The sequence below is a fragment of the Paenibacillus sp. genome (genome assembly GCF_031177825.1).
In the GTDB taxonomy this organism is placed as follows: domain Bacteria; phylum Bacillota; class Bacilli; order Paenibacillales; family YIM-B00363; genus Paenibacillus_AE.
Genome location: NZ_JAPSKE010000003.1, coordinates 107,235 through 124,795 on the forward strand (window position 1 = coordinate 107,235; position 17,561 = coordinate 124,795).

General features: G+C 59.4%; 13 protein-coding genes. 10 read left to right on the plus strand and 3 right to left on the minus strand.

The window, feature by feature from the left end:
* Window positions 1–177: 177 nt before the first annotated feature.
* The 4 genes from RIN49_RS04700 to RIN49_RS04715 all read left to right on the plus strand — a co-directional run bounded on the left by RIN49_RS04700 (window position 178) and on the right by RIN49_RS04715 (window position 4,707).
* The gene (locus RIN49_RS04700) at window positions 178–924 is read left to right on the plus strand and encodes an IclR family transcriptional regulator (RefSeq protein ID WP_309119008.1); all 747 of its coding nucleotides are present in this window, start codon (window positions 178–180) and stop codon (window positions 922–924) included.
* Window positions 925–1,005: 81 nt separating this feature from the next.
* Window positions 1,006–2,109 (plus strand): GerAB/ArcD/ProY family transporter, encoded by a 1,104-nt coding sequence (locus RIN49_RS04705; protein WP_309119009.1) that lies wholly within the window; start codon window positions 1,006–1,008, stop codon window positions 2,107–2,109.
* A complete protein-coding gene (locus RIN49_RS04710; RefSeq protein WP_309119010.1) occupies window positions 2,102–3,550 on the plus strand; it encodes a spore germination protein in 1,449 nt (482 codons plus the stop codon). The genes RIN49_RS04705 and RIN49_RS04710 overlap by 8 nt, the downstream gene beginning before the upstream one ends.
* Window positions 3,550–4,707: a Ger(x)C family spore germination protein gene (locus RIN49_RS04715; protein WP_309119011.1), complete on the plus strand. Its 1,158-nt coding sequence runs from the start codon at window positions 3,550–3,552 to the stop codon at window positions 4,705–4,707. The genes RIN49_RS04710 and RIN49_RS04715 overlap by 1 nt, the downstream gene beginning before the upstream one ends.
* Window positions 4,708–4,745: 38 nt before the next feature.
* On the opposite strand, the gene RIN49_RS04720 is transcribed toward RIN49_RS04715, so the two are convergent.
* The 3 genes from RIN49_RS04720 to acnA all read right to left on the minus strand — a co-directional run bounded on the left by RIN49_RS04720 (window position 4,746) and on the right by acnA (window position 8,388).
* Window positions 4,746–5,228, minus strand: coding sequence for an SRPBCC family protein (locus RIN49_RS04720; protein WP_375295209.1), 483 nt, complete (start codon window positions 5,226–5,228; stop codon window positions 4,746–4,748).
* Window positions 5,225–5,572, minus strand: a complete 348-nt coding sequence (locus RIN49_RS04725; protein ID WP_309119013.1) for an ArsR/SmtB family transcription factor — start codon at window positions 5,570–5,572, stop codon at window positions 5,225–5,227. The genes RIN49_RS04720 and RIN49_RS04725 overlap by 4 nt, the downstream gene beginning before the upstream one ends.
* Window positions 5,573–5,682: 110 nt before the next feature.
* Window positions 5,683–8,388 carry an aconitate hydratase AcnA gene (acnA, locus tag RIN49_RS04730; RefSeq protein ID WP_309119014.1) on the minus strand — a complete coding sequence of 902 codons (2,706 nt, stop codon included), beginning with the start codon at window positions 8,386–8,388 and terminating at the stop codon, window positions 5,683–5,685.
* 230 nt (window positions 8,389–8,618) lie between these two features.
* On the opposite strand from acnA, the gene RIN49_RS04735 reads away from it, so the two are divergent.
* The 6 genes from RIN49_RS04735 (at window position 8,619) to RIN49_RS04760 (ending at window position 17,498) form a co-directional block, all read left to right on the plus strand.
* Window positions 8,619–9,599 (plus strand): amidase domain-containing protein, encoded by a 981-nt coding sequence (locus tag RIN49_RS04735; RefSeq protein ID WP_309119015.1) that lies wholly within the window; start codon window positions 8,619–8,621, stop codon window positions 9,597–9,599.
* A gap of 31 nt (window positions 9,600–9,630) precedes the next feature.
* Window positions 9,631–10,824, plus strand: coding sequence for a D-alanine--D-alanine ligase family protein (locus RIN49_RS04740; RefSeq protein WP_309119016.1), 1,194 nt, complete (start codon window positions 9,631–9,633; stop codon window positions 10,822–10,824).
* Window positions 10,825–10,945: 121 nt separating this feature from the next.
* Window positions 10,946–12,019 carry a UV DNA damage repair endonuclease UvsE gene (gene uvsE / locus RIN49_RS04745; RefSeq protein ID WP_309119017.1) on the plus strand — a complete coding sequence of 358 codons (1,074 nt, stop codon included), beginning with the start codon at window positions 10,946–10,948 and terminating at the stop codon, window positions 12,017–12,019.
* A gap of 123 nt (window positions 12,020–12,142) precedes the next feature.
* Window positions 12,143–12,913, plus strand: a complete 771-nt coding sequence (gene fabI / locus RIN49_RS04750) for an enoyl-ACP reductase FabI (RefSeq protein ID WP_309119018.1) — start codon at window positions 12,143–12,145, stop codon at window positions 12,911–12,913.
* A gap of 148 nt (window positions 12,914–13,061) precedes the next feature.
* Entirely contained in the window at window positions 13,062–13,901 is an 840-nt protein-coding gene (locus RIN49_RS04755) for an inositol monophosphatase family protein (protein WP_309119019.1), read from the plus strand.
* Between the two features lie 291 nt (window positions 13,902–14,192).
* Window positions 14,193–17,498, plus strand: coding sequence for a CBM96 family carbohydrate-binding protein (locus RIN49_RS04760; protein WP_309119020.1), 3,306 nt, complete (start codon window positions 14,193–14,195; stop codon window positions 17,496–17,498).
* The last annotated feature ends 63 nt before the right edge of the window (window positions 17,499–17,561 follow it).

Here is a 17,561-nt window from a genome sequence, read left to right on the forward strand (position 1 = left end):
TTTGCCGGAATTGTAAGACGATTGTAAAGCGACTGTAACATTCGGCCCGGTCCGGAAGGCGGATGCGAAGGAATCGAAAAGACGTATGTACGGAGCGGCTTCGCGTGGTATACTTAGAATATGAAAACGAGTTTCACTCCACGGAACGAAATGGATGCGGCGATGGAGGCAGAACGAATGGAAGACGGGAAAATGACGGTTCGCGCGGTCGAGCGCGCCTTGGATATTTTATTGGTATTCACCGAACATACGAGTCTCGGGTTGACGGAAATCGCGGAACAGGTCGGCTTGCACAAGAGCACCGTCCACCGGCTGCTCGCTTCGCTGGAGGGCAAGGGCTTCCTCGTTCGCGACGCGGCGACGGAGAAGTATCGGCTCGGCTTCCGGGTATGGGAGCTGTCTGCGCAGCTGTCCGGGCAGAGCGACGATCTGGGGACGCTGCTGCAGCCGGAGATGGAGCGGCTGCGAGATCTCGTCGGAGAGACGATCAGTCTGTACATTCGCGAGGGGAACGAACGGATCCGGATCCAAGCGGTGCAGAGCCGACAGGCGATTCGCAGGGTGGCGCCGGTCGGGGCGCGTCTTCCGCTGTACGTGGGCGCGTCCAGCAAGGTGCTGCTCTCGTTCGCCGACGAGAGCGTACGAGACAATCTGATGAGCGGACAAGATTGGCCCGCCTCCATCGATCGGGCGGAGTTCCTGGGGCGCCTCGAACATATCCGCTCGCTCGGGTACGCGACGAGCGTCGAGGAGCGGGAGCCGGGCGCGGCGGCCGTGGCGGCGCCGATCTTCGCCGGCGCCGGTCGGCTCGCCGCGGCGCTCGCCGTGTCGGGGCCGTCGAACCGGCTCGACACGGCGAAGATGCGGGAGATCGCTCCGCAGGTCATCGAAGCCGCTAGACGCATGGGCAAGATGATGAAGTAATGCAATTCCATAATTGAGTAATTTCTCAACCCCTTGGTGATCCTAACGGCAACGATGATGATCGCCAAGGGGTTGTTTTCTATGCCTAACAAGTCTGCGGGTCTTGGAATTTTCCCGATCTTTTGCATCATGATGCTGGGCGTGGGGCTGATGAACCACGTGATGGTACTCCCTCCGCTGCTGCAGGAAGCGAAGCGGGACGCTTGGATAAGCATATTGACCGCGTTGCTCCCATACCTGGCTTGGATCGCGGCGCTGCGTTTTATTATGAAGCGTACCCGGCAGCAATCGCTCCTGCCGTGGTTGAGCGGGCGATTCGGTCGGTTCGCGAGCGAGCCGCTGCGACTGCTCTTTCTACTCTACCTCTTCTGCATCTCCGCGCTTACGTTGGAAGAGACGATTTCGTGGTCCAATGGGACGTATTTGCCCCGAACGCCGGAGCTCGTGCTGAGCTTGTCGTTGATGACACTTTGCTTCTTCGCGGTTCGGATCGGCATCCGGGCGATCGCGATCGTATCAGGCATCTTGCTACCCTTCGTCGTCTTGTTCGGGGATTTCGTCATGAGCGCGAATCTCCCGCGCAAGGAATATGTTCTGCTGACCCCGATGCTGGAGCACGGGTGGGCGCCCGTCTTCGCCGGATCCTTGTACGTAGGCGGCGGGCTTGCGGAGCTTGTCGTTCTCTTGTTGCTGCAGCACGAAGTAAAGAAGCAAATCAAGTTGTGGAAGGTCGCGTTACTGGGCGTCTTCTTGGTAGGTCTCATTTTGGGGCCGGCGACCGGCGCGATCGCCGAATTCGGTCCTTACGAAGCGGCGAATTTGCGCTACCCCGCGTTCGAAGAGTGGCGGCTTGTGACGCTGGGCAGATACATTCAGCATGTAGATTTTCTGTCGATTTATCAATGGTTGTCCGGCGCGTTCGTCCGGATTTCCGTCTCGATATATTTGATGGTGGAGCTGATCACGGACGGGAAGCCTCGAGCGAAGCGAACTCTCGTCTGGCCGGCGGCGATCTGCGCCGCGCTCGTCGTCTTGGCGGAGCTACCGTTAAGCGATAGGCAATATCTCGATTTCATGAGGTTCGTCTATTTGCCGTCTTCGCTGGCGTTCGGGACGGCCGTCGTGGGCGTACTGTTTATTTTGGTTCTTATCCCCAAGCGTACGAAGGTGAAGATGAATGGCTGAGACGAACGGCGATCTGACGCCGGATTCGCTCCGGGGGATGTTTCGGGACACCGACGACTTCAAGATGAAGCGGTACGTGTTGGGGGAGGGGGAACGCCCCGCGGTCGTGTACCTGTTGTATTGCGACGGCATGATCAAGACGAAGCAAATCAATGAACTCGTGCTGCCGGAGTTGGAGCGGCTGCTGCCGGAAACCGAGGACGGCATGCGCCTGGAACGCAAATGGGACGTGAAACGGCTGCGAAAAGAAGAGCTTCTTCGGCAGGTGTTTTCCGGTCAATTAATTATCTACATCGAACGATACGGGGTTCTCTACGGTATGGATCTCGCCGATATCCCGCAGCGGCCGCCGCAAGAATCGAGCACGGAAGTGGCCGTGAAGGGCCCGAGGGACGCCTTCGTGGAGGAGCTGGCGACGAACGTCGCCTTGGTTCGGAAGCGGCTTCGCAGCAATTCCTTATGCTGCGAACGGTTTACGATCGGCAAGCGCAGTCAAACGGAAGTCGCGCTCCTCTATATTCCGGATATCGCGAATCCCGAGACGATCGAGGAAGCCCGCAAGCGTTTACGGGGGATCGATGTCGATATTCTCATGGGCAGCAGCCCGTTGGAGGAAATGATATCGGATCACTCCTTCTCCTTGTTCCCATTGGTCGGCTATACGACCCGTCCGGATTTCGTCGTGGATTCGCTCGTCCGCGGCCGCTTCGCCGTCGTCGCCGACGGGGCGCCGACAGCCGTTATCGCGCCCGGGAACTTGTTTTTCATGCTGCGTTCCGCGGAGGACGCCTATTTTCCGTATCTGGCGTCCAGCTTCGGGCTTCTCTTCCGATACATCGGGCTGTGGGTTTCCTTGATGCTGCCCGGATTTTACATCGCGGCCACCTCCTACAACGTGGAGCAGCTTCCTTACCCGCTGTTGGCCACGATCGGCATGTCCCGCATCGGGCTCCCGTTCCCCGGCCCGCTGGAGGCGTTCTTAATGGTCGGCATGTTCGAGGTGTTCCGGGAGGCCGGGGAACGGCTGCCGAAGGCGGTCGGATCGACCGTCGCCGTCGTCGGGGGGATCGTGGTGGGCGAGGCGGCCATTCGCGCGGGACTCGCCTCGACGACGTTGATCGTCGTCGCGGCCATTACGGGAGTGGCCAGCTTCACCTTGGTGAATCAGACGCTCGTCTTCGCCGTCAGCATCACCCGCATCTTCATAATGATCTGCTCCTCGTTCCTTGGCATGTACGGCTTCATGCTGTCCATCATGGGCGTCTTGCTCTATCTCGCTTCATTAACTTCCTTCGGCCTGCCATACCTTGCGCCGCTGTCGCCCGTGACATGGAAGGACTTGATATTAGTGTTCAGCCGAGTGCCATGGGTGAAGAAGAACGAACGACCGGACATGCTGGACACGGTCGACGGCACGCGCCAGAAGAAGAGGGGATCTTGATGGCCGGATTCGGTAAGTCGGCGTTGGCGCTGAGTTTTCTTCTTATGCTCTTAACGGGCTGCTGGGACATTAAAGACTTGCAGGAAATCAATTATCTAACCGCGATAGGATATGACCTTCAAGACGATGAATTCGTCGTATACGGTCAATTGTTGGATTTCGCCTCCGTCGCGAAGTCCGAGACGGGGAAGTCGGGACAGGCGCCGGTCTGGGTAGGCATCGGGCGGGGGCCGACCCTCGTCCATGCGATCGAGGATTTGTACCGCAGCTCGCAGCTCCGGATTTTCTACGGCCACGTCAACGCCGTCGTGATCGGCGAGAAAGTGCTGAAAGACAGCAACGCGATGAAGCAGGTGTACGAGTTTCAAGGCAGATATTACGAGCTCCGGTATACGCCATGGATTTTCGGAACCTCCAAACCCATCGACAAGATCTTTAGTACGTCGTCCATCTTTAATTTTTCGCCGGCCGTATCCGTCTTGCACCAACCGCTGGAGACGTACAAGCAAAATTCCGTCGTCCGGCCGATGAGCGTTCGCCGATTTACGTTGGAGGCGAAGGAACCGGGACGCACGACGCTTATGCCTTCGATAGCTCTATCGGAAAACAACTGGAGAAAAGGCGATAAGCCTCAGGACATGCTGACGATCGACGGCGCGTTCGCGATTAAAGAGCATAAGCTTCTTGGGTGGTACAATCTAGACGAATTACGGGGGCTGACCTGGGTCGAACCCGATTCGAATCGAGGTCCGCTGATCCTGTACTCCGGGGGAGAGATCCAGTCGGCCGTCGTCCTGGAAAACCCGAATGCGATCGTTCATCCACGGGTCCGAAACGGGAAGGCGGAGTTCTCTCTAGACGTAAAGCTGTCGGGTTCGCTCATCCTGTCGATGACCCCCTTGGCGGAAGCGGAGATCGAACGGGAAGCGGAGGAAAAGATTCGGAAACAGATTCGTCGTTTGTACGACGAGGGCTTGAAGCGCGATGCGGATTTGCTTCGGTTGGAGCCGGCCCTGTATCGGCAGAAAAACCGGGAATGGAAGACGCTTCGGAGCCACGGGGGATTCGAGCTGACGCCCGAGTCGTTGAAGGACATCCGGGTCAAAGTGATGATAAACCGAACGGGCAATATTAAAGATCGAACAAGGAGGGATTGAACGTGTCGCGCGCCCGGAGCCGGGCGCGCGGTATGTCCCTAGGCCTCCAAAGCGCGTTTATAAGCTTCGTATTTCGGCTCCCACGCCGTCTTGCGATCGCCGAAGCCGCGTTCGTCGAGGAGCGCTTCGATCACGTCGAGGCATACGTCCCAGCCTGCAAGATCTTTCGGCGTATGGGCGTTGACCTCTCCGATGAATTCCTTCAGCGTCAGCATCGTACCGCCGTCGGCCGCGGGGGACAGCTCGAACCTCACTCGATCGTTCCCCCAAGTATATTCGAGCACGGAATAGGGCTTTAGTTCGATGATCTTCATTTCCTCGAACGTCCCGTCGCCCAGATCGAACGAGATCGTGCCGCCCTCGCGAAGGTCCTCGACTCGCAGTTCGGAAAACCATGTCGAGAGCTTATCGTTGACAGTCAGCATCGCCCACACCCGTTCCGGGGCGTGCCGCAGCGTTCTCTTGAACTCGGCCAGATGACCGGTTTCGGTTTTCGTAATTTTCGCTAACAATCCCTTCACTCCTTCGCCTTGTCGATGGATGAACGATCGGCGGCGGCTTCATCGTCCAAGCTTCGCTCGAGCGCTTCGAGCTTGGAGGACCAGAAGCGCCGGTAAGGCTGCAGCCAATCGTCCAGCTCGCGAAGCGGTCCCGGACGGAGGCTGTATAGCTGCTCCCGGCCCGAGCGGCGCACGGCGACGAGACCCGCTTCTCTCATCAAGCGCAGATGCTTGGAGACGCCGGGCTGACTCAGGCCGGACGCCGCGACCAGCTCGCCGACCGTATGCTCCTTCCACCGTAACCTTTCGAGAATGGCGCGGCGGTTGGGTTCGGCCAACATTTCGAATAATGTATTGTTTTCCATGTCTTATATATTACCACTTGGTTATATAACTATCAAGAAATATAATGGAGAAAAAACAGCCCCGCGAACAGCGAAGCGCTGAACGCAGGGCATGTCTTACTGCTTTGATATTACGCCATCAGCTGACGAAGAACCGTCTGCAGGATGCCGCCGTTGCGGTAGTAGTCGACGTCGACCATGGAGTCGAGGCGCACGATCGCATCGAACGAGAAGGAAGAGCCGTCCGCGCGAGTTACGTCCACCTTCACCGTCTGGCCAGGCGTCACGTCGTTGCTCAGACCGGCGATCTCGAACGTCTCCGTGCCGTCGAGGCCGAGCGTCTTCCAGCTTTGCCCTTCGACGAACTGGAGCGGCAGTACGCCCATGCCGACGAGGTTGGAGCGGTGAATCCGCTCGAAGCTCTCCGCGATGACCGCCTTCGCGCCGAGGAGGAACGTGCCCTTCGCCGCCCAGTCGCGGGAGGAGCCGGTGCCGTATTCCTTGCCGGCGATGACGACCGTCGGCGTTCCGTCCGCTTGATATTTCATCGCGGCGTCATAGATCGGCATCACTTCGCCCGTAGGCAAGTATTTCGTTACGCCGCCTTCCGTGCCCGGCGCCACTTGGTTTCGGATGCGGATGTTCGCGAACGTACCGCGCATCATGACTTCGTGGTTGCCGCGGCGGGAGCCGTACGAGTTGAAGTCTTCCTTCTTCACGCCGTGCTCGATAAGATATTTGCCCGCAGGCGAATCGACTTTGATGCTGCCGGCCGGGGAAATATGGTCCGTCGTGACGGAATCGCCCATCAGCGCAAGCGTCTTCGCGCCGTGAATCCCTTTGATGTCGTCCAGCTGCTCGCTGAGGTTCTCGAAGAACGGCGGGTTCTGGATGTACGTCGAGTTGTCGTCCCACTCGTACAATTCGCCCTCGGCGACCGGAATTTCGTTCCAACGCGGATTCGCGCGGAAGACGTCGCTGTATTTGGCGGCGTAGATGCCAGGATTCATGGCGGCGTTGATCGTGTCCAAGATTTCCTTCGAGGACGGCCAGATGTCCTTCAGGTAGACCGGTTGGCCGTTCTTGTCGGTGCCGATCGGCTCGGAAGACAGATCGATGTCGACCGTGCCCGCGAGCGCGTAAGCGACGACGAGCGGCGGCGACGCCAAGTAGTTCGCCTTGACGGCCGGATGCACGCGGCCTTCGAAGTTCCGGTTGCCGGAGAGGACCGATGCGACCGTCAGGTCGTTATCCGTGATCGCGGCTTGCACTTCGTCCGGCAGCGGGCCGGAGTTGCCGATGCACGTCGCGCAGCCGTAGCCCGCGACGTGGAAGCCGAGCGCCTCGAGCGGCTCGACGAGACCCGCGTTCTTCAGATACTCCGTAACGACGAGGGAACCCGGCGTCAAGGAGCTCTTCACGTAACCCGGCTTCGTGAGGCCGCGCTCGACCGCTTTCTTCGCGAGCAAGCCCGCGCCGACCATAACGCTCGGGTTGGACGTGTTCGTGCAGGACGTGATCGCCGCGATGACGACCGCGCCGTTCTTCATCTTGGATACGGAGCCGTCTTCGTGCTTAACGTCGACGACTTCGCTCAGCTTCTCTTCGCTGAGGCCGTATCCGCCCTTGTCGACCGGCGTGCGGACGATGTTGTTGTACGTTTCCTTCATCGCCGTCAGCTCGATCCGGTCTTGCGGACGCTTCGGACCCGCGAGCGACGGAACGACGGTGCCGAGGTCGAGTTCGATCGTGTCGGTGAACACCGGATCCGGCGTGCTGTCCGTACGGAACATGCCTTGCGCCTTATAGTAAGCTTCGACGAGCGCGACTTGCTCTTCGGAGCGAGCCGTGCCGCGCAGGTAATTCAGCGTCTCGGCGTCGACCGGGAAGAAGCCGATCGTCGCGCCGTATTCCGGCGCCATGTTCGCGACCGTCGCGCGATCCGCGAGCGTGATGGAGCTGAGGCCGGAGCCGTAGAACTCTACGAACTTGCCGACGACGCCCTTCTTTCGGAGCATCTGCGTAACGGTGAGGGCGAGGTCGGTCGCCGTTGCGCCTTCCGCAAGCTTGCCCGTCAGCTTGAAGCCGATGACGTCGGGCGTTACGAAATAAAGCGGTTGGCCGAGCATGCCGGCTTCGGCTTCGATGCCGCCGACGCCCCAGCCGACGACGCCGAGACCGTTGATCATCGTCGTATGGGAGTCCGTGCCGACCAAGGAGTCCGGGAATACTTCGGTGTCGCCGTCGACCTTCTTGGTCGCCGCTACGGACGCGAGGTACTCGAGGTTGACTTGGTGAACGATACCCGTGCCCGGAGGCACCGCGCGGAAGTTGTCGAACGCGGTTTGCGCCCAGCGAAGGAACCGGTACCGCTCTTCGTTGCGCTCGAATTCGACCTTCTGGTTGTACTCGAGGGCGTTCGTCGTGCCGAACGCGTCGACCATGACCGAGTGATCGATGACGAGGTCGACGGGAACGAGCGGGTTGATCTTCTTCGGATCGCCGCCTTGTCTTTTCACGGTATCGCGCATCGCCGCAAGATCGACGACGACGGGCACGCCCGTGAAGTCCTGCAGCACGATCCGCGACGGGATGAACGGGATTTCTTTGTTGTCGTCTTTGTTGGAAGCCCAGTTCGCGATTTGCGCGACGTGCTCCTCCGTGATGGCGCGGCCGTCGAATTGGCGGATCGCCGCTTCGAGCAACACCTTAATGGAGAACGGAAGCTTCGAGACGTCCTCGAACTTCGATTCCAAATCGCTCAGCGAGTAGTAGTGGTACTGGTTGCTTCCTACCGCGAGCGTCTTGCGTACCGCGTAATGGTCGCGTTTAGCCATAATGCGCCCCATCCTCTCTCTCGAATGATGATGCGTTCACGAAACCTTGTGTTTCACAGAATGAAACTCGATTTCATTATTGCAACTACATTTAGTATAGCTTCAAAGACCGCGTTGGTAAAGGGCTAAATTTGCCTCATGCGGAAGCGTGCGGACGCATATACATATCGGTACAGCATGGTGCGTTCGGGTTCCCCATTCATATAATTTTTCTCGGAGGAGGCCCTTTCATGTCTTGGAAGCCCGCATTGTTTGAATATGTCAGCGCCGCCAACGCGAGGGAGACGGAACCGATCGCCGTCGAGACGCTTCTTCCCGCGGAGCGGGCCCGCCTTCGGCGTCTCGCGGCGTCGTACGCCGATCGGGGGGCGAAGCCGCTCGGTTGCGATACGCGATTGATCATCCGTCGCGAGCGGGAGCGGGAGCGCGAGGTCGTCGCCGATCTCGAGCTTCGCCGGACGGTGTACGTTCGGACAAGAGGCGTCGAGCATGCGGAGGACCGCGTCGATCGGGAGCGGGTGACGCTGCAGCGATCCGACGAAGGCGCTTGGACGGTGTCGCGAGCGGAGCCGATCGTGCAAGAACGCCACGCCGGCGGCCCCGCGAGCGGATTCGGCGACGACGGCGCCCCGGGCGCGCGAACCGCGCCGTTCCTGAACGAACGCGTGTTGGTGCGCTCCTATTCGGAAGGGTGGGAGCGCGCGAGCCTCTACGACCGGGAGGCGGCTCGCGATTACGCGGAGCGGCATTGGAACGAACCGAATCCGCAGTTCATTCACTTCGACGTCGATTGCACGAATTATGTGTCACAGTGCCTATATGCCGGCGGGGCGCCCATGACCTATTCCGCCGGCCGGGAATCGGGCTGGTGGTACCGAGGCCGATCCGGCAACCGCGAGCATTGGAGTTATAGCTGGACCGTGGCGCATGCGCTGCATTGGTATTTGATGGGGGGGCGGAACGAGGGACTGGCGGCGGACCGGGCCGCCGATCCGGCGGACCTCTCGATCGGCGACGTGATTTGCTACGACTTCGACGGCGACGGGCGGTTCGAGCACAGCGCGATCGTCACCGGCGCGGACGGCTCGGGCATGCCGCTCGTGAACGCGCATACGACGAACAGCCGCGCCCGGTACTGGGATTACCGGGATTCCTACGCGTGGACGGATCGGACCGAATACCGGTTTTTCCGGATTCGAGATCGATTCTGAACGCGCCAATTCATGCGCGACGGAGGTTTCCATGAAGAAGATTCGAATCGGCATTATTTACGGGGGGAAATCGGGAGAACACGAGGCTTCGCTGTCGACGGCGAAGGCGGTCATCGGCGAGATCGATTTCGATAAATACGAGGTGTATCCTTTCTATATTACTAAGAGCGGCGAATGGCGCATGGGCGCGCAAGTGCTTGCCCCGGTCGACGATAAGAAGCGGTTGACGTTCGAGCAAGGGGGCGCCGCGGGCGTGAACGCGGAGGCGTGGGCGGCGCTGTTCGGGTCTCCGTCTTCGGGGGAGCCTCAGCCGGCGCTTCCCCCGTCGGCGGAGGCGGCCCCATCGGCCCCTTCGTCGAAGCCCGTCGTCGTCTCCGGCGCGCCTTCGGCGGCTTACGCCGCGCCCAAGGTGGACGTCGCGTTCCCGCTGCTGCACGGCACGCTCGGAGAAGACGGCGCCGTCCAAGGGCTGCTCGAGATGCTGGACGTTCCGTACGTCGGCGCGGGCGTGCTCGCCACGGCGGTCGGCATGGATAAAGTCGCCATGAAGAAGATGTTCGCGTCCGCGGGGCTGCCGCAATGCGTGTACCGTTATTTCACGCGCAAGCAGTGGGAGCGGGACCGCTCCTATTTCCTGATGGAAATCGAGATGTCCCTCGGCTACCCGTGCTTCGTGAAGCCCGCGAACCTGGGCGCGTCCGCCGGAATATTCAAGGCGCGCAACCGCGAAGAGCTGATCGAGGCGGTTCGCGAGGCGTTCTCGTACGATCGGAAGGTGATCGTGGAGGAGTTCGTGGACGCCCGCGAGATCGAAGTGAGCGTGCTCGGCAACGAGGCGCCTCGCGCTTCCGTCCCGGGGGAGATCGTCGCGGCGGCCGGCGCGTTGGACTATAAAGCGAAATACGCGGACGGCAAGTCCGTCATGACGATTCCGGCGGACCTGCCGCTCGAGACCGTGCAGGAAGCGCAGGAGCTGGCCGTGCGCGCGTTCCAAGCGATCGAGGGCTCGGGCTTGTCGCACGTCGACTTCTTCCTGAAGCGCGACGACGGGAAGCTGCTCGTCAACGAAATCGACACGCTGCCGGGGTTGACGTCGTTCTCGATGTACCCGAAGCTATGGAAGGAGAGCGGCCTCGCGTATCGCGAGCTGCTCGACGAGCTCATCCGGCTCGCGGTCGAACGGCGGGAGGAGCGAAGGAACCCGAAGTACGATACGGACGAATAGATGCGCGCCGCCTTCGGGCGGCTTCCTTACTTTGCGCGCCGCTCGCGGTTGGTTCGGCCTTCGGCCGGGCACCCTAATCCCAAACGCCGCGAACGACGAGAAACCAAGGAGGCGCCGAGCCATGATCATCCGTTTCGGCTATGTGGCGATGTCGGTCCACATCAAGAACGCATCCCCTTCGAAGACGATGACGGCGACGCAGTTCGCGAAACTCGCGGACCGCGAAGCCGCCGTCCGCAAGCTGGAGCGCATCGCCGCCGAAAATTTGCATAATACGCTGCGGCTCTTAAGACATAACCGAGGCGAGCAGATCAAGCTGTACCGCCTCTCCTCCAAGCTCGTGCCGCTCTTGACGCACGAGATGCTGGAGGGTTGGAACCCGCTCGACGCGCTCGAGCCGGACTTCCGCGCCCTTGGCGACTATGCCAAGGCGAACGGCATGCGGCTCAGCTTCCACCCCGACCACTTCACGGTGCTAAGCACCCTGCGCAAAGACGTGCTCGCGAAGTCGGTCCAAGATCTCGAGTGGCACGTCGCCATGCTCGAGCGGATGGGGCTCGACGAGCGCTATAAGTGCAACATTCATATCGGCGGGACGTACGGCGACAAACCCAAAGCGTACGAACGGTTCGTGCGTCAATTCGCTGCGCTGCCGGAACGTCTTCGCCGCCGCATCACGCTCGAGAACGACGACAAGACGTTCACCGCCCGGGAGACGCTGGAGGCTTGCAAGGCCGTAGGAGCGCCGATGGTGCTCGACATTCATCACCACGCGGTCAACAACGACGGAGAGACGATCGAATCGCTGTGGGAGGAAATTCAGAGCACATGGGCCGCGGAACAGGAACGCTATGCCGCGTCCCGCGGAGCGGTCGCGGCGTTAGCCGGCTTCGGCGGCGGAGAGCCGGAAGGGAGCGGAGGCGCAGCCGTCGCCGTAGCGCCCGGGGAGGACGAGCTGCTCGTCCCGAAGATTCACGTCTCGAGCCCGAAGAGCGACAGCGATCCGCGCGGCCACGCGGATTACGTCGACGTCGAAGCGTTCTACGCGTTCGCGCGAACCGTGGCGCCGACGACGCCGCGCCTGGACGTAATGATCGAGGCGAAGCGGAAAGACGACGCCTTGTTCCGCCTTGTTCGGGACATCGTCGCGAAGCCCGGCGTCCGGCGTATCGACGGCGCGTCGGTAGAGTTGTAATTCGCATCGGACGAAGTCGAAAAATTCCGGAGATTCGACACGTTTCATTCTTGCTTTTCCCTAGAACTTGGGTTACGTTGGAAGTCGGGAATAAGCTTGTACACGAAAGGGAGTCGAACCGGAATGGAACCTCTATTGAACGGCAAAAATATTCTCGTCATGGGCGTCGCGAACGACCGAAGCATCGCTTGGGCGATCGCGCAGTCGCTGGCCGGGCAAGGGGCTCGGCTCATCTTTACATATGAGAACGAACGCGTCGAAGAACGCGTCAAGAAGCTCGCGGACACGATTCCGGGCTCGACGGTGCTGCCTTGCAACGTGACCGTCGACGAAGAAATCGATACCCTCGCCGCGCTCGTGAAGGAAAGCTGCGGCGTGCTGCACGGTCTTGTGCACAGCATCGCCTTCGCGAAGACGGAGGAGCTCGAGGGCATGTACGTCGACACGTCGCGCGCCGGCTTCGCGCTCGCGCACGATATAAGCGCGTATTCGCTCGTGGCGGTGGCGCAGCGCATGCATCCGCTGATGACGGAAGGCGGCAGCATTATGACGATGACGTATCTCGGCGCGGAGCGCGCGATGAAGAACTACAACGTCATGGGCGTGGCCAAAGCGGCGTTGGAGGCGAGCGTCCGTTACCTCGCGGCCGACCTCGGCCCGAGCAATATTCGCGTGAACGCGATTTCCGCCGGTCCGATCCGCACGCTTGCGGCCAAGGGCATCAGCGGCTTTAACACGATTCTGAAGCAGGTCGAAGAGAAGGCGCCGCTGCGTCGGACGACCGAGCAAGCGGAAGTGGGCGATACGGCGATGTTCCTCATGAGCCATCTGTCCCGCGGCATCACGGGCGAAGTGATCTACGTCGACAACGGCTACAACATCGTCGGCGTGTAAGCTTGCCAAGCCACATTCTAGGACGGTTCGTCGTCTTTCAGGCGGCGAACCTTTTTATCGTAGAGGGCTATAGGACGAAACGAATCTACCGCTTTCGGCGTATAATAGGGATAAGCATGGCTTTTTACGAGGAGAGAGAAGAGGACGAATGAACAATTACGAACGGGAGACCTATACCGTCACCGGGAAATCGTTCACCGCCGTCGCCGTCAACATGGCGTCCAAGGCGGGGGAATATATGAAGAGCAAGCTCGGCCAATCGCTGAACGTGCAGGTGAAGACGTCGATGCACGACTTGGTGACCGAAGTGGATAAGGGGACGGAGATCTTGATCCGCAAGATCATCCGCACGTATTTCCCGACGCACGCCATTCTCGGGGAAGAAGGCGTCGAGCCGGGAGCGGAGGCGTCCCGCCTTGCGCTCGAAGCGATGAAGGACGAAGAATACGTGTGGATCGTCGATCCGATCGACGGCACGACGAACTTCGTGCACGGCCTGCCGTTCTTCTCGGTGTCGATCGCGCTCGCCCATCGGGGCGAGGTGATCGTCGGCGTCGTGTACGATCCGTCGCGCGACGAGCTGTTCGTCGCCGAGAAGGGCAAGGGCGCATACGTGCACGGCAAGCGCATGAGCGTCTCGCCGGAGGAGCGGCTCGAAGACAGCCTCGTGGCCACGGGCTTCCCGACGGATCGGGAGCGCGTGCTTCCCTTGGCGCTGAAGCAAATCGAGGCCGTCGCGCCGAAGGTGCGAAACATCCGTTCGGCCGGCTCGGCGGCGCTGCACCTCGCTTATGTCGCCGCGGGCCGGCTCAGCGGCTTCTGGGAAGCCAATCTGAACGCGTGGGACATCGCGGCGGGCATGCTGCTCGTCCATGAAGCAGGAGGCCGTGTGACCGATATGCGCGGCGAACCGTACGGGCTGCACGTGCGGGACGTCGCGGCGACGAACGGGCGCATCCATGAAGAACTTATAGAGATTCTAAAGTAAACACCGGATTCCGGTGTTTTTTTGTTTACAATATTCGAAGTATGCCCTACGGATATCAGGAATGCCGTCATTGTCAAAACATCCGGCGTTGCGGTTTCTACGGATTCCGCAATTCTTTCAATCATTCGAAGGATTGTACATTTACGACCTTGGATAGACATTGTAATCTGTCCATGTGAAGGCGCTTACATTCAAGCGATTCATGCACCGAACATTCCAATGTAGGGAGGTTTCATCTCGGCAAGCAAGATTGCACTTATTATTACTTTGAAGAAAGGATGAACAGCTTTGTTGAGAAAACGTCGAATGGTTCTAGCGGCAGCCTTGGCATCGATGGTGATGCAATGCTTTACATTCGCGCCGATCTTCGTAAGCGCCGATCCGACGGTGGCGATAACGGCATCGGAAGACGCGCATGTGTACCAGTATCAATTCAACACGAATTACGGCTCGGCAACAAGTTTGGAGGTGAAACAATATCCGGACCGGGACCGGTACGGATACATCAAGTTCGATCTGTCGGCGCTGACCGGCGCCGATCAGGCCGTACTCAGAGTGTACGGCAGCATTATCAGCGGCGGCTCGCCTACCCAGCTCACCGTGCATCCGGTCGAGGACGACAGTTGGAGCGAGAGCACGATCACTTGGGCGACCAAGCCGGCATCCCCGACGACCGTTCTCGGCTCCGCCACCGTCGTCACGGGTCCTGCATACTACGACATTGATGTAACCGCATTCGTCCAGAGCGAACTGACTGGGGACCAAATCGTTACCCTCCGTTTGGAAAACGACAACCAAGCGCTCATTCAATTGAACAGTTCCGAGAACGCTTCCAATCCCCCCCAGCTGCTCGTTACCGAGTCGACTCCTTCGCCGGGTACGATTACGGCTTCCGAGGATGCACACGTGTATCAATATCAAAACACAATAAATTACGGTTCGTTGGATACCTTGGAGATTAAAGAATATCCGGACCGGGATCGATACGGGTACTTGAAATTCGATCTTTCCGGGCTGACGGAGGTCGTCGACGCCAAACTGCGATTGTACGGCTCTATTATTAGCGGAGGTTCGCCTACCCAGCTCACCGTGCATCCGGTCGATAACGACAGCTGGAGCGAAAGCACGATCACTTGGGCGAACAAGCCGGTATCCCCGACGACCGTATTGGGTTCGGCTACGGTCGTCACGGGTCCTGCCTTCTACGAGGTCGACGTCACCTCGTTCATCCAGAGTCAATTCGCAGGCGATAAAGTCGCGACCCTACGGTTGGAAAACGATACGCAAGCCCTAATAAAATTCAACAGCAGCGAGAACGCCACCAACCCGCCGCAACTGATCGTCAACGGCGGCGGAGGCGGCGGAGATACGGAGCCGCCGACGCCGCCGACGAACTTGACGGCGACGGTGCTTTCTTCCACCGCTATTGAACTCAATTGGTCAGCATCCGCCGACAATGTGGGCGTAGCCGGCTATACGATTTTCGCCGACGGGGTAGAAGTGTTCACGACGACTTCCACGCAATACGTATTCTCGGGAAGTCCGTCGACGACCTATACGTTCCATATCGTCGCTTTCGACGCCAGCGGGAACGACTCGACGGCGAGCGCGGCCGTAAGCGCAACGACGCCGGCCGACGGCGGCGGGAACGTCAAGTATGTAGATCCGACGGGAGCCGGCGGCGCTTACACGACGATCGGAGCGGCTGCGAGCGCATCCCAGCCCGGGGATCTGATCCTCGTAAGAGACGGAATTTATGAAGAAACGGTTGGGATTACGAAGTCAGGTACGGCTTCGAATAAAATCGTGTTCCGCGCCGAAGGCGACAACGCTTTGGTGAAAGGGATTTTCGATGTTAATGCCAGCTATGTGCGCCTGGAAGGGTTCGACATGGACGGGGCTTTGCCGGGCGGGGATGTTATGACTGCGACGGCTGTGCTCGTGAAGAAGCCGAACGTGGAAGTCGTAGGCTTGGACATTCGAAACTACCGCGGACGAGGCATTTATTTCGACCGCTTGCACGGCAGGAACGGCAATAGCGGGTATGCCGCCGACAACTACATCTATAATTGCTTCTTCGGCATCGAGTTAGGCGACAATTCCGTCGCGGAACGGAACGAGATCGAGCGAATCAACGCGCACGGCAGCACCGAGCCGCTCGGCGACGCGTTCCGAGTGTTCGGTTCCAACGTCATCATCCGGGATAATTTCCTCCACGGTACGATCGCAAGCGAGATCGAGCCCGTGCACTCGGATGTGATTCAGTCTTGGGACGACGTGGATATTCCTGTACAGAACGTATTAGTTGAAAACAACAGATTTCATGGATTCTACCGGCAAGGCATCCTCCTGGAGAACGATGCGAACGCGCCTAGCGGAATCTTCTACATATCCGATTGGACGGTGCGCAATAATATTTTCTCCAATTACTCCTCATGGGGGATGCTCGCCGGGAAGACGAACGGCGGCATTCCGAATATGATTGTCGAAAACAATGTATTTGACGCGGGAGCGGCGAACGGTTTTAATGGTGTTGTATTCTACGGCATCGGCGGCACCGGAAAAATTCGGAACAATATTATTATGAATTCGACGACGTCGAGCTATGACGTTCGGGACGGAGCGACGGCGGAGATGGATTACAACCTTGTCTTTCAGGCTCCGGTCCCTCCCAATGTAGGACCGAACGATATTATCGGGCTGGATCCGCGGTTCGTGAATCCGGCGCAGTTGGATTACCATCTGCGTTCCGATTCCCCGGCGATCAATACCGGCGGTCCGGTCGGCTTTACCTTTGATTTAGAGGGCAATCCGCGTCCGACGGGCAGCGCCGTCGATATCGGCGCCTATGAATTCCAGGGGACGCCTTCCGGCAGCGCGCCGCTCGTTACGATCAACAGCCCGATCGTCGGAAGCGTGCATCCGATTGGGGGCGATGTGGTCGTCGACGTGAACGCCAGAGATTCGGACGGCTCCGTAAGCAGGGTGGAGTACACGCTGAATGGACAGTCGATCGGCCAATCCACGGCGGCGCCATTCGGAATGACGATTCCGAATCTGGCGGAGGGCATATATACGTTATCGGCCGTCGTCTTTGACGATGACGGGCTGTCCTCGAATTCCGGCGAAGTGTTGTTCGTCGTCAGCGACGATCCGCATATGACGGCGAATACGACCTGGCAGAATCAAGCGATCGCACCGAAGAACGGCACGTTCCAGGTTGCATTCGACATCATTCCGTTGTCGGACGCGGTGAACGGAATCGCTGGGTTCGGATCGGGAACCGTCGATGCTTACAGCGAAGCCGCTGCGGTAGTCCGATTCGGCCCGGGCGGCGTCATCGATGCTCGCAACGGCTCCGCGTACAACGCGCTTACTTCCATTCCTTACGAGAAGGGGAAGAGGTATCGTGTCGTTATGGATATTAACGTCGTGTCGCACACGTACAGCGTATACGTCACGCCTGAAGGCGGAAGCCAGCAAACGGTCGGAATCAATTATTTGTTCCGTACGGAGCAGCAAGCAGTTACCCAGCTCGATCACTTCGTCGTGTATGCTGCGACAGGGTCATTCTTACAACTAGGCGCGGTTCAGTAAGTTTTCATTATATACCGGCTGCGAGTCGCGAGGATGGTTTGTCGCGGCTCGCAGTCGTCGTTT